The sequence below is a fragment of the Pseudomonas sp. RU47 genome, from assembly GCF_004011755.1.
Taxonomy (GTDB): domain Bacteria; phylum Pseudomonadota; class Gammaproteobacteria; order Pseudomonadales; family Pseudomonadaceae; genus Aquipseudomonas.
Genome location: NZ_CP022411.1, coordinates 6,619,750 through 6,639,307 on the forward strand (window position 1 = coordinate 6,619,750; position 19,558 = coordinate 6,639,307).

A 19,558-nucleotide genomic window follows, 5' to 3' on the forward strand; every position below is an offset into this window, starting at 1 on the left:
GCCCAACCTGTCGCTTGCCTGAAGCCTTGACCGAAAAGCCTCGAAACGCACATATTACGTTCGTAATTTTTATCCGGAACTACTTTTAGCGATCCGCATCCATCAATCAGGAGCAAGCGCATGAGCAACTATGACGTAGTGATTCTGGGCGGCGGCCCCGGTGGTTATAACGCGGCGATCCGCGCCGGCCAGCTGGGCCTCAAGGCTGCTTGCGTGGAAGGTCGCGCGACCCTCGGCGGCACCTGTCTGAACGTCGGTTGCATGCCCTCCAAAGCCCTGTTGCATGCCTCGGAGCTGTATGACGCGGCGATGGGGGCGGAATTCGCCAACCTTGGCATCGAGGTCAAACCGACGCTGAACCTCGCGCAAATGATGAAACAGAAAGACGAAAGCGTGGCCGGCCTGACCAAAGGCATCGAATTTCTGTTTCGCAAAAACAAGGTCGACTGGATCAAAGGCTGGGGCCACATCGACGGTCCCGGCAAGGTCACGGTGACTGGCGATCAGGGCAACAAAATCGAACTGACCGCCAAGGACATCATCATCGCCACCGGTTCCGAGCCCACTCCCCTGCCAGGCGTCGAAATCGATAACAAACGCATCCTCGACTCAACGGGCGCGCTGTCGCTGAGTGAAGTGCCCAAGCATCTGGTGGTGATCGGTGCCGGCGTCATTGGCCTGGAATTGGGCTCGGTGTGGCGACGGCTGGGTGCGCAGGTCACCGTGGTCGAATACCTCGACCGCATTTGCCCCGGCGTCGATGGCGAGGCCGGGAAAACCCTGCAACGCTCGCTGAGCAAACAGGGCCTCGCCTTCAAGCTGAGCTCGAAAGTCACCAGCGCCACGTCTTCCGCCACCGGTGTACAGCTCAGCGTCGAGCCTGCGGCGGGTGGCAGCGCTGAACTGCTCGAGGCCGATTACGTGCTGGTGGCGATCGGTCGTCGTCCGTACACCCAAGGCCTGGGTCTGGAAAACGTCGGCCTGAGCACCGACAAACGCGGCATGCTCGCCAACAAACAGCATCGCACCGAAGCCGCTGGTATTTGGGTGATCGGCGACGTGACCTCAGGCCCGATGCTGGCGCACAAGGCTGAAGACGAGGCGATGGCCTGCGTCGAGCAGATCCACGGCAAGGCCGGCGAAGTCAATTACGACCTGATCCCCAACGTGATCTACACCCGACCGGAGCTGGCCAGCGTCGGCAAGACCGAAGAGCAACTGAAGGCTGAAGGGCACGCCTACAAGGTCGGCAAGTTTCCGTTCACCGCCAACAGCCGGGCGAAAATCAACCATGAGACCGAGGGCTTTGCCAAAGTCATTGCCGACGAGCGCACGGACGAAGTACTCGGCGTACATCTCGTGGGACCGAGCGTCAGTGAAATGATTGGCGAGTTTTGTGTGGCGATGGAGTTCAGTGCTTCGGCCGAGGACATTGCGTTGACCTGCCATCCGCATCCAACAAGATCAGAGGCATTGCGCCAGGCGGCGATGAATGTCGAGGGAATGGCGACGCAGATGTAGGGTTCTGAAATCTTTATTGACCGGACTCCCGCTTTCGCGAGCAGGCTCGCTCCCACATTCGACCGCAGTCCTCCAGAAGGAGCGCGGTCACTGTGGGAGCGAGCCTGCTCGCGAAGGGTGCGACTCGGTCTACAGCGGAAGATGCCCCAAGGGCAAAGCCCCCGGCGTCTTCACCGTATGAATCGCAAAGTTGCTGCGAATATCGCTCACCCCGGGCAACTTCAACAGACAACCGCTGAGAAAGCGGTCATACGCACGCAAGTCCGGCACCACCACTTGCAGCAGAAAATCCGACTCTCCTGACACCAGAAACGCAGAAATCACTTCCGGCAATGCGGTGACAGCTTTGTAGAAGGCCTCGGCCTGCTCGTCGTTATGACGCTCGACCTTGACCCCGACAAACACCGTCAACCCCAGCCCGACCTCATCGCGATCGAGATTGGCCTGATAGCCACGGATCACCCCGGCCTCTTCCAGCATCCGCACCCGGCGTAGACACGGCGAGGCCGACAGGCCGATTTCGTCCGCCAGTTCGACATTGCTCAGGCGTCCATTGCGTTGCAGGGCCGCGAGAATCTTGCGATCAAAGGCGTCGAGTTTCATGTTTGGCAGATCCTGATAGTCGTTACGGTGAAAACCAGCAGGTTATGCTAAAGCAGCAGGCTTTTGAAGCGGACTACGCAAGCACCTGCCCCACCTTTCGGCCCTAGACTTGGCTCACCGAATCGACAACGAAAGGGGTGTAGCGTGGCGAGTCTCTGGCTGTTTTTCCTGGCATTGGCGGTGGTCTATCTGTTGCCCGGCCCGGACATGATCCTGCTGCTGCAAACCGGTGCCCGCCAGGGGCGCGGTGCGGCGCTGGCCACTGCCATCGGCCTGGGCGTTGCCCGTGGTTGTCACGTGGCCTTGGCGGCGTTGGGGCTGGCGGCGCTGTTCAAAGCCGCGCCGTGGACATTCGAGGCGGTGCGATTGGCGGGGGCGGCGTATCTGTTGTGGATCGGCATTCAATGCCTGCGCAGCACCCTGCTGCCGAACCTGAATGCTGGCGAGCCTGGCAATTCCCACGGGCAATGGCGCGACGCCGTCCGACGCGGTTTGCTGACCAACCTGCTCAACCCAAAAGCACTGTTGTTCTGTTCGGTGCTGCTGCCGCAATTCATCGTCAACGACGGCGCGCCGGTGTTAAGCCAGTTTGCCGTGCTTGGCATGCTGCTGGTTGGCGTCGGCCTGCTGTTCGACAGCGCCTACGCCCTCACCGGCGCCGCGCTGGGCCGTTGGCTACAACACAGTCCAACGGCCCAACGTGTACAACAATGGCTGTTTGGCAGCCTGCTGATCGGTTTCGCCGTGCGCCTGACCTTCGTCCAGCAGGCTTAGCCTTTGCGGGCCTTGCGCTGGCGACGACTGATCAACAGCAACGCAGCGCCCGCGACCAGCACAACCGCGCCGATCTGCACCGGCCACTTGTACGGCCGCAACGACGAGCGCACAGCATCGGTTACCTGAGTGACGTAACGCTTGTCGGCGTTTTCGAAATCCGGGTACGGGCACTGATTGCCGAAGTCCACCGCCCACGGTACGAACGGGCCTTCCTTTATATAGCGCTGATACAGCGCGCTCTGATCTTCCAGGCTGCTGTTCCAGCCAGCGGCGTTGCACAGCACAGCAGCAAACGCCTGACTGGTGTGCGGCAGGTTGTCAGCAGCGCGCCCGGCCAGCTCGGTGGCGACGAAACGGTAGTGATAGCGCTGATCCGGTTTCGCTTCGCTAGCGGTCTGACGCTGCACTTCGGCTTCGCTGACCAGCGGGCCGACTTTCAACTCAACACTTTCCAGGCTGTAGTTGCCACCGAACGTGGCGTAGTCCGGCGCCATCTCATAACCGAGAATATCCATGCCCCACTCGCGGGCCGTCCATGCGGCGTTGTACAACGCGCTGGCGCGTTTGGTCGGCCACCACGCGGCATCGGCCTTCAGTCGTTGCTCGCCGTAGAGTCGGGCCTTGTTTTGCAGATCGGGATTGTCAAAGTAAGCGACCGCGTCTGCGTAATGCCCTTCACGCAACAGGCGCCGACCGAGCAGATTGCGCAGGCTGGCGGCGACCGGCAACGGCACGTAGTTGTCGCGCTCCTGCTGGGTCAATGCGGGCGGCGCCGGCACGTTATCGTCGACGTATTTTTTCAGCTCTTCGACCGTCAGCACACGCTCGGCCACGGTCGCAGCATCAAACCAATAGGTGCTGTTGCTGCGATACAACTGCACGAACGCTTGCAGGTATTCGCCGCGCTGCAAGGCGAGGATCGCGCTTTCGCCCTCGACCCGGCATTTCGGCTGCAGGCTCTCGTAAGCCCAGTCCGGCGTGCGGCGATAACCCCAGTCTTCTTTCTGCGGGAAGGCCTGCGCGGCTTTCGAATAGGCTGCGGCGGCGGCATTTTTATCACCGTCACGCACCGCCAGTTTCGCCCGCAGCCACCACGCCAGACCGCCATCACCGGCGTTTTCGAGGAAAGCCTTGGCGCCGGCGTAATCGCCTTGTTGATAACTCATCGCCGCCAGACGATCCGCGTTTTCCAGACTGCCACGGGTGCTGTTTTGCAGCAGCTTGACCAGTTTCTTCTCGTTCGGCGGCTCATCGCCAAACGACCAGCCCTGGCGGCTGACCAGCGAGGCCGTCACCAATTGCTGCACGGATTTGTGCTGGAGCAACTCAGCCAGTTCGGCCTCGGGCAACTCCGCCAGTTCGTTCATCAATTGCTTGAGCGAGGTGTAACCCACCGCTGAGCCATGCAGATTCTGCGCTTCATACAATTCAATCGCGCCGTTCCAGTCGCCGGCGGCGCGCACAACACGCGCCTCTTCGCCAAGACTGGCAACACCCAGTTCCAGCGGATCGCTGAAACCATCGATGCTCAGTTGCCGGGCCTGCCGGAACGCATCACGCGATCGCTCCAGCGCGACGACTTTATCCCCGGCCTCGCTGCTCATGGCGAACAATGTACGCCCGAGAGAATACGCCGCCCACGTACTGCGCAACGGACGCTGATCCGCCGGCAGCGCCAGCAGCTTGTTGAAATAATCGACGGCGAGTTGATGCTCGCCCGTGGCAAATGCCACCGCGCCGGCCACGTACAAACGGATTTCCGCCGGCAGGCTGGCGCCCTGCACCTCGACCTGACGTGCATCGGTCAGCTCGCGCAATTGCTTGACCAGTACTTGCTGCTCGGCACTCAGGCCAGCCTGCTCGGCTTTTCCGCGCGCCTCGGCGGCCGCGTTTTCCTCGCCGTACAGGTCGTTGGGATTGTGCGTTGCAGCGGTGACGTTCTTCAGCCCGGCAATGGTTTTGCCGAGGCGACTGAGTTCGAAGTTGAAGTTGCCCTCAGGCAGATCCGCGAGAGTCTGCCCGCGATTGTCGAGCAGGCGCATGGGGAAATCCGGCCCGCAGGCGAACGCCGAACCCAGCGGCAGGCAGAGGCTCAGGCAGAGCAGATGGCGGGGCCAGTTACGGGTCAACATGCGAACCTCCTTGATCAATATTTGCGCAACGCGCCCAACCGATGACGCGTTGTCCACCCGCCGGCAAGCGACCATCGCGCAGGCGGGTGAAGGTAAGCAGATCCGGGCTCTGTTGCAACGAGTAACCGGCGAGCGCATCGGCGCCTTCACAGTTTTGCGCCTTCAGCGTGATTTGCACCGGCCAGGCACTGTCGAGATTGCCCGGGTTGTCGAGTTTGATGTCGTAGAGACCGTTGTGTTCGCTGAACGTCACGCCGAGCTGACTGACGAGTTGATCGCCACGGGCGACCGCGCGCAGGGTGGTCAGGCTCCAGGCGCGGCGATCATTGGCCAGCGGCAGACGAAACCAGATCAACCCGGCCAGATGCGCGGGCGGGCTCTCGCGCAAGGACTTGCCGAGCAGGCTCAACTGCTGCGGATCGGCGAGCAGCTCGCGGCGCTCACCGCCCCGCTCTATTTGCACTTCGCTCTCCACCACCGGCGCCCCGCCGTCATCCGGCAACAGCGCGACACCGTAAGCCGGCAGCGCGAGATAAAAAGGGTTATCGGTGATTCGCGCCCAGGCCTTGGCCCACTTCAACGCCTGATCAGGATCGAACAATCCCCGGCGCGGATCGCTGACGGCGTGGACTTGCAGCACACTGCTGTCGACGGTTTGCAGGAGTGTCGGCAATTGCGCACTGTCGAGCCAGGCTGGCAGTGCGGTGATGCTCAGCGGGATATCTTTCGGCAATGCCGAGCGCAGGTGTTTGAGGAATTCAGCGTAGACCGGCAAGCGTGCGTTACCGGCGTCGTGATCGATCTCGACGCCACTCAGCGTCAGGCCTTGCGCCTGCCACTCGGCGAGTACCTGAAGAATCTGCGTGGTGACTTGATCCTGATCCAGCGACTTGAGCTGGCCGTCGAGACGAATCACCGCGATCAACGGGCGGCCATCGGCTTTCAATAACGGCGCATCGATCCGGGCGCGACTCCATCCTGCGTTTGGAAAGGCCTGCAGCGCGAGGACGCGCAGTGTCGAGAAGTCATCGTGACTGTCACGCAGCGCCAGCGCATGGGCCGGCGTCCATTGGCGTTGCCAGATGTAGAGTTGTTGGTCGAGGGCTGGCGCATCGCGCTGCTCGCAACCCGACAGCAACACACCCAAAAACAGACCGACAATAAACCGCATACCTTCCAACCCCAGACCACACAAGGCTGCAAGGTTACACAAAACCTTGTGGGAGCGAGCCTGCTCGCGAAGGCATTGTGTCATTCAACCACGATGTCGACTGACACGGCCTCTTCGCGAGCAGGCTCGCTCCCACAAAGGAAAGTGCTCAGGGTTTACGGGCAATGATGACCTGGCTCTTCGCGACAACGGCATCCAGCGCCTGTTTGATCTGCGCCCCACGCGGCGAGTCGAGCACCGCTTGCCAGGTGTCGGCCCAGTGATTGAGCAGCGGATGATCCGGGTGGCTGAATTCGACCTTGGCCTCCCAGAACAGCAGCATCCACATCGACCAGTAAAATCCGTACTGGCTGTGGCTGATGATCTCCAGCCCTGCCTCGCTGACCATCGCCTTGAATTGCTCTTCGCTGATGATGCGAATGTGGTTGGGCTTCTGGAAATACTCGGCGGCGGCGATGTCTTTTTGCAGGTCTTCGGAACTTGGGTGCGGCACGCTCAACAGGTACAGCGCGCCCGGCTTGCCGACACGTACCAGTTCAGCGAGAAACTGCGCCGGGTCGTCGACATGCTCGATGACTTCGGTGGAAACCACGCGCGTCGCCGTGGCGTCGGCGATCGGCAATGGGTTGCAGTCGGTGACGTGGCATTCAACGTCCCGTGCTGGCGTGTCACTCAGGCGCTGGCGGGTCGCTTCGACTTTGCCTGCGTCGATGTCGGCGATGATGATTTTCGCTCCGCGCATGCCGCAAAAATGCACGTTGCCGCCATCGCCGCAGCCGACGTCGAGCAGCGTGTCATCGGCAGTCACCGGGAAGCCTTTGAACAACTCGCCGGTTTCCTGATTGAACCAGCCACTGAGCATCGCATCGTGCAGGCCGAGCATGTACGGATCGGTCTTCCCGGCAGCTGCGACTGGCAGCTCCGGGGCCGGTGCAGGCGTGCCCGCCGTGAGTTTCTTCAAAAGGCTCAGCATGAGGTGGCTCCAGGAGATGGGACGACGGTTCGGGACGTGCCGAGGTGTTTGCTGTTCATGCTTCACGGACTTCCATGGCAGCCAGGCGTTGCTCGAACAACTGCGCAAGGAACACCTGCAGACGCTGTTCAGCCACGGCCTGACTGCAGAAACCTTGCAGGCTGTTGACCGCTTGCGCCGACATCTGTGCATAACGTGCTGGCTGGTTTTTCGCCACCTCGTAACTGGCTTTATAGGCCTCGCACAACGACGCCCAGTTGGTCACGTAACGCAGCGTGCGGAAGGCCCGGCGCGGGTCGTGTGGCCAGGCGGTGAGTTCATCGGTGGACTCGATCAGGAAGGCGTTGTCGGCGCTCAGGTAATCGATCATCGCCGTGGTGCGCGGCGCCACCGCCGGTTTGCCGCAGGACATGAACTCCATCAGCGGCAAGCACTGACCTTCACCATATGAGGTGTTGACCACGTAACGGGTGGCCTGCACCAGTCGCTCGTAATCCGGGTCGGCGAGGTAGCCGTAGATCAGCACGATGCGGCAGCGATAGGACTGGTTTTTGTACAAGTGATGCAGGATATCGCCGAGCGCTTCTTCGGCGTCGTGATGAGTCAGTTTGAGCACCAGCGTGGCATCTTCGACGTCGCGAAAACTCACGCAAAAAGCGCTGAGCATGTCTTCCCAGTTCTTGCGTCCGTCACCGGGATTGAACACTGCCGTGTACACCACGCCGTCCAGCAACAACGCCTGCTCGGTAATCGGCGCGGCAAAATCAATCCCTTCGCCATTGCGCAAATGCGCCGGGCCGAACGCATTCAGATCGAGGGTTCGACTGTCCGCCACCAGGCCTTTGATGGTCAGGCGCAGCGGCTCAGTCGCTACTTGCCCCTGCAATTGCGCGCCGCGTGCGGCAAAGCGATCCCACACCGGCGCCGGTACCGCGACGATCGGATAATTCTGCGTCATCGCCTCGCGTACGGCGTTGACCGTGTAACTGGAATGGGTGATCGCCGCGCCACAGGCTGCCAGCACGGTGCGCCAGTCGTTGCGCGGTTCACCGGCAAACGGCTCGTTGGGAATGGTGCTGAATTCCCAGGCAAATACCGGCAACGTCGGACACGCCAAATGCACCGGAGTGCGGTGCGGCGGCGAGAACGACAGAAACACACAGGGCTCGCCACGGCTCAGGCATTCCCGGTACAGCGTATCGACTTCGGCTTGGGGATCGAGCACTTCCACCACCCGCCCGAGCCGTTCGAGCACCGGGCGATATTCCTTGAGCACGAAGTAATAGCTGTACTCCGAACGCCCGAGATTCTGCGCAATGGTGTGCTGGTTGGTTTCCGAATGAATGATGATCAGCATGAGGCGTTATCCGTCACGGGCGTGGCATCGGCAGACATGGGCGTCAGCGCGAAAAAGTCCGCCATGCGTTTTTGCACCGGCGCGAACGCGCAGTAATCGTGCATGCGCTCGACGGCAGCCACCGACATCCGCTGATAGTCCTGTGGCCGGGCCTTGGCCATCTGATAGCTGTTTTCGTAGGCGCTCTTCAGCGAGCCCCAGTCCGGGCGGTAACGCAACGTGCGGTAGATGATCCGCGTGTCCTGCGGCCAGATCGTCAGCTCTTCGCTGGACTTGACCACGAACGCCACTGCGTCATCGATGTAATCTTCCATCGCCGTGTGATCGGGAGCGATCACCGGCTTGCCGCTGGACATGAACTCCATCAGCGGCAGGCACAGCCCTTCGCAGCGCGAGGCATTCACATAGAAACTCGCCGCCTGATAGAGCCTGGCGTACTGCGCGTCGTCGAGGTAACCGTGCATCACCACCACCCGACAAGCGAACGGCGTGAGCTGCGCGAGCAAGGTCATCAACTCGCTGTAGTAGGAGGCCAGATCGTTCTGGGTAATCTTCAACACCAGCGTCGCGTCGGACGTTTCACGAAACGCCCAACAGAACGCGGTAATCAGTTGGTGCCAGTTCTTGCGACCATCCTTGGGGTTGAACACCGTGACGTAAACCACGCCATCGACCGTGGTCTCGACCACTGAGGTAGTGTCCGGCAAATCCAGTGGCACGGGTTCCACAACAGGCACCGGCAGCGCGCCACACACCGCCGGCAGGCGTTGTTCGAGCCAGCCGTGCAGCGTGTCCGGCACCAGGTCGCGAATGCCTTCCCAGTACCAGTTGTAGAGAAATTTCACCCGTGGCACCGGCTCGACCTGCTCGTGCCCGAGATTCAGCGCCCACAGCCGCAGGTAATGCCGGGCAATGACGAAGCGGCGTTTGAGGGTCAGCGGTGGCGGGCGCGCGGCTTCGATTGCAGCGGCCAGCGCGGCTTCCTCTTCCGGCGTTATCGGCGTCGGGATCAGTGCGTCGGCGCAGAGGCCGAGAGTGCGAGTATCGAAAATGCAGCCCTTGATCGCCAGCGATGTGCCCGGATTCACCGGTGTACTCAGCGTCTGCTGACGAATCGTTGCGAAGTTTTCCCACAGCGGTGTTGGCAATACCAACACCGGAAAGTTTTCGCCCATGGCACGACGAATTGCCCGGGCGGTGTGGCTCGACAGCGTGATAACGCGGCCCTGACGGGCAAGCATCTGCGTCCAGTCCTGACGCGGGTCGTTGTCCCACTGCTCATCAGGAATCGAATCGAACTCCCAGGCCACCACGCACATCGTCGGGCATTCCAGGTCGACCGGGGTTTTCTGCGGCGGGGTGAACGACAGGAACAGGCTGTCTTCGCCGGCGACGAGCAACTGTCGATAGAGCGTATCGACATCGGCGGGAGAGGCCACCACGTGCACGCGTCCAAGACTTTCCAGCACCGGGCGATAGGCCTTGAGTACAAAGTAATAGCTGTATTCGGGGCGCCCGAGACTCTGGCTGATGGAACTGTCGTTGACGTCCGAGTAAAGAATGAAATTCATGGCATCCCACGATGAAGGCGCCATCCCGGTACCTTCATGCTATGACGGCCGTGCGCTGGATCGAGTCGGCATGGCCGGCCCTCGTCCTTCGTCATCGGGTACGTCTTCGTTCTTGTTTTAGTGGTCGGTTTCACCCTGCGTCGCGGTTCCCGAATCAAAGCCCGGGATTTGGCGACGAGGGGCATTCTAAACACATCCGTCGAGGATTCGTGAACCGCCCGGCGAGAATAAATCCGCTACGCTGACGAGAACTGACCAGTCACGGTATGGCCAGTTGAAATTGCTCGGCAATTGGCACAGATTGGCAGCAAATAACTACAACAACGTTTTCGCCTGTCGTCTTAGCGGTTTTTTTTCCGACCGGTCTGACAGCCCCTTCTCTAGAGCCTGTAGGAAGTGCCGCGAAAACCAAGACCAAGGGGTCGCTGTTTGAAAAAGCGTCTGTTCGTCACGGGTCTCAGTGGATTCGTTGGACAACATATTCAGTCACGTTTGGCCTCGCCTGACTCTGCGTGGGAACTGCTGCCTGCAGCTTCACGTTACGACCTGACGGCTCCAGACAACCTTGTCGACCTGTGGCCGCAAATGCCTGACGCGGTCATTCATCTGGCCGGCCAGACGTTCGTCCCCGAAGCTTTCCGCGACCCGGCACGTACCCTCGACATCAATCTGCTCGGCACCCTCAATCTGTTGCAGGCTCTCAAGACCCGTGGTTTTCAGGGCACGTTCCTGTACGTCAGCTCCGGCGACGTTTACGGCCAGGTCAGCGAAAGCGATCTGCCGATCACCGAACAACAAGCGCCCTGCCCGCGCAATCCGTATGCGGTGAGCAAACTCTCGGCCGAGTTTCTCAGCCTGCAATGGGGTTTGAGTGAGGACTGGCCGGTGCTCGTCACGCGGCCGTTCAACCACATCGGCACAGGACAGAAAGAAAGTTTCGTCATCGCCAGTGCCGCCCGCCAGATCAATCGCATCAAACAGGGCCTGCAAGCCCCGCAACTGGAAGTCGGCGACATCGACGTCACGCGGGATTTCCTCGATGTCGGCGATGTGATTTCGGCCTATTTCGCGCTGCTGGAGAAAGGTGTACCAGGACAGGTTTACAACATCTGCTCAGGGCGCGAGCAGAGCATCCGCAGTCTGATTGAACAACTGGCCGATCTGGCCGAAGTGCCAGTGCAACTGGTTCAAGATCCGGCTCGCATGCGCCGCGCCGACCAGCGCCGCGTTTGCGGCAGTCACACCAAGCTGACCCGGACCACCGGATGGACGCCTGAAATCACTACACAACAATCCCTGCGGGCGATCCTGTCCGACTGGGAGAAGCGAGTAAAACAAGAATGACTAAAAGTGCACTGATCACAGGGATTACTGGCCAGGACGGCGCCTATCTGGCCAGACTGTTGCTCGACAAGGGCTACAAGGTTCATGGCCTGGTGGCACGACGCAGCAGCGATTCGCGCTGGCGCCTGCGCGAGATGGGTGTCGAAGCCGACATCGTTTATCTCGATGGCGACATGGCCGATGCCTGCTCGGTGCAGCGTGCGGTCATCAAGTCGGCGCCGGACGAGGTGTATAACCTCGCCGCGCAAAGCTTTGTCGCCGCCTCGTGGGATCAACCGGTGACCACCGGCATCGTTGACGGCCTGGGCGTTACCCATCTGCTCGAAGCGATCCGTCAATTCAGCCCGCACACCCGCTTCTATCAGGCTTCGACCAGTGAGATGTTCGGCCTTATCCAGGCTGAGCAGCAGGACGAAAACACACCGTTCTACCCACGCAGCCCTTACGGCGTGGCCAAGCTGTACGGCCACTGGATCACCGTCAACTACCGCGAAAGTTTCAACCTGCACGCCAGCAGCGGCATTCTTTTCAACCATGAATCGCCACTGCGCGGCATCGAGTTCGTGACCCGCAAGGTCACCGACGCCGCTGCACGCATCAAGCAGGGCAAACAGCAGGAGCTGGCCCTGGGCAACATTGACGCCAAGCGTGACTGGGGTTTTGCCGGTGATTACGTCGAAGCCATGTGGCTGATGCTGCAACAAGACAAGCCTGACGATTTTGTGGTCGCCACCGGCGTCACCACCACCGTACGGGAAATGTGCCGCATCGCCTTCGATCACGTCGGCCTCAACTACCGCGATTACGTGAAGATCGACCCGGCCTTCTTCCGCCCGGCCGAAGTCGAAGTGCTGCTCGGCAATCCGGCCAAGGCTCAGCGCGTACTGGGCTGGAAGCCGAAAACCGACCTGGATACCTTGATCCGCATGATGATGGATGCGGACATGAAACGCGTCGCCAAGGAGTAGGCCATGCTGATCCCCGTGATTCTGTCCGGCGGTGCCGGCACCCGTTTGTGGCCGGTGTCCCGCGAGGGCCATCCCAAGCCGTTCATGACCCTGCCCGACGGCCAGTCGCTGCTCGGCAAGACCTATCAGCGCGCGGCGGCTTTGCTCGACGGCTGGGGCGACATCGTCACGGTGACCAATCGCGAGTACTACTTCCAGAGCAAGGATCACTATTGCGCCGCCCACGTATCGCGTCATCGCGGGCACTTCCTGCTCGAGCCGAGCGGGCGCAACACCGCGCCGGCCATCGCTGCAGCGGCGTTGTCGCTGCAAGCGTTGCACGGTGACGACGCGATCATGGTGGTGATGCCCGCCGACCATTTGATCGTCAATCAGGACGCACTGAAAACCGCGGTCGAGCACGCAGTCCATCTGGCCAGGGACGGTTATCTGGTGACCTTCGGCGTGATCCCGACCGCACCGGAAACCGGCTTCGGCTACATCGAGACCGGGGCGCCGCTGGACGCCAAAGGCGCGGCGAAAGTGCAGCGCTTCGTCGAGAAGCCCGACCTGCAAACTGCCACGCATTATCTGGAGAGCGGCAACTTCCTGTGGAATTCGGGAATGTTCTGCTTCACCACCGCGACCTTGATTGCTGAACTGCAATTGCACGCGCCCGAGTTGCTGGAACAGACCCGCGCCTGCATGGACGTCAGCGCGCCGATTGAAACGGTCGGCTGCCTGCAACAGGAACTGTCGCCGGCACTGTTCGCGGAAATCACTGACATCTCGATCGACTACGCGCTGATGGAGCGCTCGGAAAAAGTCGTCGTGGTTCCCGCCGTATTCGACTGGAGCGACATTGGTTCGTGGGGTGCCGTCGCGGCATTGGTCCCGGCCGATGCCGACAACAACCGCGCCAGCGGCGAAGCCATCTTCATCGACAGCCACAACAACTTCGTGCAGAGCGAAGGCCGACTGATAGCGACGGTGGGTGTGGATAACCTGATCGTGGTCGACACCGCCGACGCGGTGCTGGTGGCCCACGCCGACCGTGCGCAGGACGTGCGGCGCGTGGCCAAGCAGCTCAAGGACAAATCCCACGAAGCCTATCGGCTGCATCGTACCGTCAGTCGACCGTGGGGCACCTACACCGTTCTGGAGGAAGGCCCGCGCTTCAAGATCAAGCGCATCGTGGTCAAACCCGGTGGCAAGCTGTCCCTGCAAATGCACCATCACCGCAACGAACACTGGGTGGTTGTCGAAGGCATGGCCAAGGTCACCAACAACGGCTCCGGCACGACGCTGGTGGCCAAGAACGAATCAACCTTTATCGCCGCCGGCCACAAGCATCGTCTGGAAAACCCTGGGGTGATCGATCTGGTGATCATCGAAGTGCAAAGCGGCGAATACCTGGGAGAGGACGACATCGTCCGCTTCGAAGACCAATACGGCAGGACGGTTTAAATGCTGCTTTCCCTGTACCGCTCGTTGCATGGCTACCGGGGTTTCATCCTCGGCAGCGTGCAGCGAGAGTTTCAAGCGCGATACCGCAATTCGCTGTTCGGCGCCTTGTGGCCGATTTTCAATCCGCTGTCGATGATCATTGTTTACACCGTGATCTTTTCCCACATCATGCGCGCCCGTTTGCCGGGTGTGGATGACAGCATGGCCTACAGTGTCTACCTCTGCGCCGGGTTGCTGGCGTGGGGGCTGTTTTCCGAAATCACCTTGCGCAGCCAGAACATGTTTCTGGAAAACGCCAACCTGCTGAAGAAAATCAGCTTCCCGCGGATCTGCCTGCCGGTCATCGTCCTGTGCAATGCCGGGATCAACTTCGCGATCATCATCAGTCTGTTTCTCGGCTTTCTGCTGATCACCGGGCGCTGGCCGGGCATGGCGCTGCTGGCGCTGATTCCATTGATCGCCCTGCAAATGATGTTCTGCGCCGGGTTGGGCATGGTGCTCGGCGTATTGAACGTGTTCTTCCGCGATGTCGGCCAGCTCTTCGGCATCTGCCTGCAATTCTGGTTCTGGCTGACGCCGATCGTTTACCCGATCACGATCCTGCCGGAATGGGTGCAGCGCCTGTTGCAACTCAATCCGCTGACCAACCTGTTCAGCAGTTATCAGAACCTGTTTCTCTACGGACAGTGGCCGGCCTGGAGCTCACTACTGCCGATCTTCGTCACGGGCGTGCTGTTTTGTCTGATCGGTCTACGGCTGTTTCGCCAGCGCGTTGGCGAAATGGTGGATGAACTCTGATGGGGCATATTCGCGTCACCGGCCTGAGCAAGGCCTACAAACAATATCCCAACCGCTGGAGCCGACTGGCTGAGTGGCTGATTCCGTTTTCGTCGATCCGCCACCACCAGCACTGGGTGCTGCAGGACGTCGAATTCGAAATCGCCCCCGGTGAAGCGGTGGGCATCGTCGGTGCCAACGGCGCGGGCAAAAGCACTTTGCTGAAAATGATCACCGGCACCACCCAACCCACCACCGGCAAGATCGAACTGCAAGGCCGCGTGGCCGCGCTGCTGGAGCTGGGCATGGGTTTCCACCCGGATTTCACCGGTCGCCAGAATGCAATCATGGCCGGTCAGTTGCTGGGCATGCAGCTCGAAGAAATCGAAGCACTGATGCCCGACATCGAGCATTTCGCCGAGATCGGCGACGCCATCGACCATCCGGTGCGTACCTATTCCAGCGGCATGCAGATGCGCTTGGCGTTTAGCGTTGCCACGGCGCGGCGCCCGGACATCCTTATCGTCGACGAGGCACTGTCGGTGGGCGACGCCTACTTCCAGCACAAAAGCTTCGAACGCATCCGCAGCTTCCGCAAATCCGGCACCACGCTGCTGATCGTGTCCCACGACCGCTCGGCGATTCAGTCGATCTGCGACTCGGCCATCCTGCTCAAGGACGGCCGCATGGCCATGTACGGCAAACCGGAACCGGTGCTCGACTACTACAACGCGCTGATGGCCGAACGCGAAGGCCAGATCGTCCGTCAGGAAATGCTCGCCGGCGGCGAAGTGCAAACGATATCAGGCACCGGCGAAGCGGCGATTCTCGGCGTGCGCCTGCTCGATGAAAACGATCGCAGCATCGACGCCGCCGAAGTCGGCCAACCGGTGGTGCTCGAAGTTCAGGTCGAGGTGCGCAAGGACATCGAACGGCTGGTGCTGGGCTTTATCCTCAAGGATCGGCTGGGTCAGATGATGTACGGCATCAACACCCATCGCCTCGACAAGGCATTGACCGACCTGCACGCCGGCGAACGCTTCACCTACCGCTTCTCGTTCATCATGGGTTTGGGCAAAGGCAATTATTCAGTGTCGCTGAGCCTGTCGCGTCTGGACTCGCACCTCGATCGCAATTTCGAATGGCGCGACTACGGGTTGGTATTCCACGTGATCAACAACCGTCAGGAAGATTTCGTCGGCTGCTCATGGCTCGGCGCCAAGACCACCATCACTCGCGACACCGCGGCCCGGCACGCAGAGCGTGCGCCATGACCCGCTTGCTGGTCGAATGCACCCATGTGTTCAAACACCCGGCCATCAATTCGGGTATTCAGCGAGTGGTGCGCAACGTCATCAAGCAACTGCCCGCCAGCGCCGCAGGTGTGGAGTGCATGCCGGTGGTGGTACTCAATGGCGAGCTTTATCGCGTGTTGCAACTGGCACCGTTCGATACGCCTTTTTTCAACACGCTTGAAACCTTCGGCGGACGACTGGAACGCCTCGCTCATCGCTTCTGGCAGTGGCATCAGCGACGTGATGCGCAACTCAACTCAAAACTGGCGCGACGGGTTTTATATGTCGGCTACCGACTGACGATCTTCGCAGCCTTCGGCCTGCCGATCCGCCTGATCCGGCGGATCAATCGCAGGCAACTGCTCAAACGTTGCTCACCGCTGCAACACCAGCCGGGCGATCAACTGGTGCTACTGGATTCGTCATGGCACTCGGATCTTTTCGCCCACGTCGAACGGCTCAAACGTGACGGCGTCGGTATGATCGCGGTGATCTACGACCTGATCCCGCTGACTCACCCACAGTTTTACGACACACGTCTGGTCGAGGTTTTCAGTGAGTGGTTCGACTGGATCACCCGCACAGCGGATGGCTACATGGCGATTTCCGCCACGGTGCGCGATCAGGTGCGTGAAGAGTTGCGCCAGCGAATCGGTGTCGAGCAAACCCATCAACGCTGGTTCGATTTCTTTCACTTGGGTTCCGAACTGGATCTGCACAACGACGTGGCAATGGTCGAGCCGCGCCTGAAGCAACTGTTCACTACCTCTGAGCCGGTCTACCTGATGGTCAGCACCATCGAGCCGCGCAAAAACCACGCCTATCTGCTTGATGCCTTCGAGCACGCCTGGGCCGCTGGCTCAACCGCACGGCTGTGCATCGCCGGGCGGGTCGGCTGGAAATGCGACGCCCTGCTCGCCCGGGTGCGCAATCATCCCGAGTTGAACCAGCGCCTGTTCATGTTCAACGACCTCAGCGACACCAGCCTGGAACACGCTTACGCCCACGCCAGTGCGTTGGTGTTCCCTTCGTTCGTCGAAGGGTTTGGCTTGCCGCTGGTGGAGGCCATGCAGCGTGGATTGCCGGCGATGGGCAGTGATATTGCGGTGTTCCGCGAAATTGGCGGCGAGTTCATGGCCTACTTCGATCTGCAGGATCCGCAAAGCCTCGCCCGGTTGATTATCGGATTTCAGCGCAACGGCCAGTTCCCCGCAGCTCGCGATGTTGCCGATTGGCAGTGGATCGGCTGGCGGGAAGCGAGCCTGCAACTGGTCGAACGCAGTGCGCGTAACGTTCTGGGAGCGCCAACGGCGCCAGCGAGTCAGCATGCGCATTGCTCTTAACGCGCGCATTCTGCAGGCACCGCGCACCGGCATCGGCCAATACGTCGCTGAACTGGTCAACGCCTTGCGCAATGAACCCGACGTGGACGTGACGTTGTTCCACGGGTGGGGCTGGAGTTCGGCACTGCCGGAAGCGGCCATGCCCGGTTACTCACGATTGACGCCACTGCTGCGGCAAATCCCCGGCGCCTATCAGGCGCGCCGCTGGCTGGAGCAGAAACGCTTCGATCAGGGCCGCGCGCAAGGTATCGACCTCTATCACGAGCCGAGCCTGTGGCCACTGGCCTTCGATGGCCCGACGGTGATCACCCTGCACGACCTGACTCACCTGCATTTCCCTGAGACCCAGCCACCGGCACGGCTCAAGGAGATCGAGCGCCGACTGGCCGCCGGTGTCCAACAGGCGCAGGTGATTCTCACCGATTCACAGGCGATTGCCGACGAAGCCCAGGATTATTTCGGCCTGCCAGCCGAACGTTTTGTGGTGGCCCCGCTGGGGGTTGCCGAGCGCTTTCATCCGCGCGAGGCCAGCGCCATTGACGCGGTGCTCAAGGCGCATGCGGTGGAGTCGCGGGAGTATTTCCTTTGTGTCGGCACGCTGGAGCCGCGCAAGAACCTTGGCCTCGCCCTGCGCGCCCATGCCCTGTTACCGGAGGCGGTGCGTCAGCGTTTTCCATTGCTGATTGTCGGCATGGCCGGGTGGCAGCGCGAACAGTTCAGCGAACCGTTGCGCCAGGCGCTGGCCAGCGGGCATGTGTGCCTGCTCGGTTATCTGCTCGATGAACAGGTCGCCCAATTGCTGGCCGGCGCCCGGGCGCTGATTTTTCCATCACTGTATGAAGGTTTCGGTCTGCCGGTACTGGAGGCCATGGCCAGTGGCACACCGGTGGTGCTCACGCGTTCTTCGGCGATGCCGGAAGTCGCCGGTGCAGCGGGCAACTATATTGAAGCTGACGATGCAGAAGGCCTGCGTGATGCGCTGAGCCGACTGATCGACGATCAAGCGCATTGGCAGGCATGCCGAGAAGCCGGGTTGCAGCAGTCACGGCTTTTTTCCTGGAAGCGTTGTGCACAGGCCACGGCCGGTGCCTACCGCCAGGCCATGGGAGGTTGAATGCGAGTTCTTCATTTTTTCAAGACGTACCTGCCTGACTCGGTCGGCGGCATTGAGCAAGTGATTTTCCAGCTCTGCGAAAGCGGCGCCCAGCACGGTATCGACGGCCAGGTGCTGACGCTCAGTGCTGACCCGACACCGCCCGTGGTGCAATTGGGCCAGCACGAAGTGCACCGGGCCAAACTCGACATCCAGTTCGCCTCCACCGGTTTTTCCTGGAGCGTGTTCAAACAGTTTCGCGAACTGGCGGCCGAAGCTGACGTGGTCAATTACCACTTCCCGTGGCCGTTCATGGACCTGGTGCATTTCGCCAGCGCGATGAACAAGCCGAGCGTGGTGACCTATCACTCGGACATCATTCGCCAGAAGCACCTGCTCAAACTCTACCGACCGTTGATGAATCGTTTTCTTGCCAGCGCCGACCGCATCGTTGCCGCGTCACCCAACTATCTGCATACCAGCGATGTGTTACAGCAGTTCCAGGACAAGACCCGGGTAATTCCTTACGGTTTGAACAAGTCGGGTTATCCACAGCCGGAAACCGAGCGCATGAACCGCTGGCGCCAACAGCTTGGGGATAAGTTTTTTCTGTTTGTCGGCGTGATGCGTTATTACAAGGGCCTGCACATTCTGCTTGAGGCCCTGAAAGACGTGGACTATCCCGTGGTCATTGTCGGTGCCGGGCCACTGGAGCTGGAGCTGCACGCGCAGGCGCAGGCGCTGGGCCTGCGCAACATTCACTTCCTCGGACGTCTGGGTGACGAAGACAAGGTCGCGCTGCTGCAACTGAGCTACGCGATTGTTTTCCCGTCACACCTGCGTTCGGAAGCATTCGGCATTTCCTTGCTGGAAGGCGCGATGTACGGCAAGCCGATGATCTCCAGTGAGATCGGCACTGGCACCAGTTACATCAATATCCACAACGAGACGGGATTGGTCGTGCCGCCGAGTCATCCACAGGCGTTTCGCGAGGCGATGCGCACGCTGTGGGAGGATCCGGTGCGCGCTGCAGCGATGGGGGTCAAAGCTGAAGCGCGTTATCGGCAGTTATTCACAGCCGACGACATGGGCCGCAAATGGACGGCGTTGTATCAGGAATTGCTGGAAGAAAAGAACCTGTCCTACGCCTGATTTCAGGCTGAAACATATACCCAAATGTGCGAGCG

At 60.6% G+C, this 19,558-nt stretch carries 16 protein-coding genes; 10 read left to right on the plus strand and 6 right to left on the minus strand.

Annotation, left to right across the window (positions count from 1 at the left end; translation table 11 throughout):
• Positions 1-120 precede the first annotated feature (120 nt).
• On the plus strand, positions 121-1,521 hold the full coding sequence (gene lpdA / locus CCX46_RS30410) for a dihydrolipoyl dehydrogenase (RefSeq protein ID WP_127930315.1): 1,401 nt from the start codon (positions 121-123) through the stop codon (positions 1,519-1,521).
• 129 nt (positions 1,522-1,650) lie between these two features.
• On the opposite strand, the gene CCX46_RS30415 is transcribed toward lpdA, so the two are convergent.
• Entirely contained in the window at positions 1,651-2,124 is a 474-nt protein-coding gene (locus tag CCX46_RS30415) for an Lrp/AsnC family transcriptional regulator (protein WP_064116528.1), read from the minus strand.
• Positions 2,125-2,268: 144 nt separating this feature from the next.
• Here CCX46_RS30415 and CCX46_RS30420 point away from each other — a divergent pair, with 144 nt between their 5' ends.
• On the plus strand, positions 2,269-2,898 hold the full coding sequence (locus CCX46_RS30420) for a LysE family translocator (RefSeq protein WP_127930316.1): 630 nt from the start codon (positions 2,269-2,271) through the stop codon (positions 2,896-2,898).
• On the opposite strand, the gene CCX46_RS30425 is transcribed toward CCX46_RS30420, so the two are convergent.
• The 5 genes from CCX46_RS30425 to CCX46_RS30445 all read right to left on the minus strand — a co-directional run bounded on the left by CCX46_RS30425 (position 2,895) and on the right by CCX46_RS30445 (position 10,105).
• On the minus strand, positions 2,895-5,033 hold the full coding sequence (locus CCX46_RS30425; protein ID WP_127930317.1) for a hypothetical protein: 2,139 nt from the start codon (positions 5,031-5,033) through the stop codon (positions 2,895-2,897). The two genes, CCX46_RS30420 and CCX46_RS30425, sit on opposite strands and share 4 nt — an antisense overlap.
• Positions 5,020-6,204 carry a DUF3142 domain-containing protein gene (locus CCX46_RS30430; RefSeq protein ID WP_127930318.1) on the minus strand — a complete coding sequence of 395 codons (1,185 nt, stop codon included), beginning with the start codon at positions 6,202-6,204 and terminating at the stop codon, positions 5,020-5,022. The genes CCX46_RS30425 and CCX46_RS30430 overlap by 14 nt, the downstream gene beginning before the upstream one ends.
• A gap of 148 nt (positions 6,205-6,352) precedes the next feature.
• A complete protein-coding gene (locus CCX46_RS30435; RefSeq protein ID WP_127930319.1) occupies positions 6,353-7,177 on the minus strand; it encodes a class I SAM-dependent methyltransferase in 825 nt (274 codons plus the stop codon).
• Between the two features lie 55 nt (positions 7,178-7,232).
• On the minus strand, positions 7,233-8,534 hold the full coding sequence (locus CCX46_RS30440) for a glycosyltransferase (RefSeq protein ID WP_127930320.1): 1,302 nt from the start codon (positions 8,532-8,534) through the stop codon (positions 7,233-7,235).
• Complete coding sequence (locus CCX46_RS30445) at positions 8,528-10,105, minus strand: glycosyltransferase (RefSeq protein ID WP_238704366.1); 1,578 nt, start codon at positions 10,103-10,105, stop codon at positions 8,528-8,530. The genes CCX46_RS30440 and CCX46_RS30445 overlap by 7 nt, the downstream gene beginning before the upstream one ends.
• Before the next feature lie 429 nt (positions 10,106-10,534).
• On the opposite strand from CCX46_RS30445, the gene CCX46_RS30450 reads away from it, so the two are divergent.
• From CCX46_RS30450 to CCX46_RS30485, 8 genes are read left to right on the plus strand one after another with little or no spacing between them, the layout of a single operon-like run.
• The gene (locus CCX46_RS30450) at positions 10,535-11,449 is read left to right on the plus strand and encodes a GDP-mannose 4,6-dehydratase (protein WP_127930322.1); all 915 of its coding nucleotides are present in this window, start codon (positions 10,535-10,537) and stop codon (positions 11,447-11,449) included.
• Positions 11,446-12,417, plus strand: coding sequence for a GDP-mannose 4,6-dehydratase (gene gmd / locus CCX46_RS30455; protein WP_007954189.1), 972 nt, complete (start codon positions 11,446-11,448; stop codon positions 12,415-12,417). The genes CCX46_RS30450 and gmd overlap by 4 nt, the downstream gene beginning before the upstream one ends.
• 3 nt (positions 12,418-12,420) lie before the next feature.
• A complete protein-coding gene (locus CCX46_RS30460; RefSeq protein ID WP_127930323.1) occupies positions 12,421-13,863 on the plus strand; it encodes a mannose-1-phosphate guanylyltransferase/mannose-6-phosphate isomerase in 1,443 nt (480 codons plus the stop codon).
• Positions 13,864-14,661, plus strand: coding sequence for an ABC transporter permease (locus CCX46_RS30465; protein WP_127930324.1), 798 nt, complete (start codon positions 13,864-13,866; stop codon positions 14,659-14,661).
• The gene (locus CCX46_RS30470; protein WP_127930325.1) at positions 14,661-15,914 is read left to right on the plus strand and encodes an ABC transporter ATP-binding protein; all 1,254 of its coding nucleotides are present in this window, start codon (positions 14,661-14,663) and stop codon (positions 15,912-15,914) included. Before CCX46_RS30465 ends, CCX46_RS30470 begins: the two co-directional genes overlap by 1 nt.
• Entirely contained in the window at positions 15,911-17,278 is a 1,368-nt protein-coding gene (locus CCX46_RS30475; RefSeq protein WP_127930326.1) for a glycosyltransferase family 4 protein, read from the plus strand. Before CCX46_RS30470 ends, CCX46_RS30475 begins: the two co-directional genes overlap by 4 nt.
• A complete protein-coding gene (locus CCX46_RS30480) occupies positions 17,262-18,392 on the plus strand; it encodes a glycosyltransferase family 4 protein (protein WP_127930327.1) in 1,131 nt (376 codons plus the stop codon). Before CCX46_RS30475 ends, CCX46_RS30480 begins: the two co-directional genes overlap by 17 nt.
• A complete protein-coding gene (locus CCX46_RS30485; RefSeq protein WP_127930328.1) occupies positions 18,393-19,523 on the plus strand; it encodes a glycosyltransferase family 4 protein in 1,131 nt (376 codons plus the stop codon).
• The last annotated feature ends 35 nt before the right edge of the window (positions 19,524-19,558 follow it).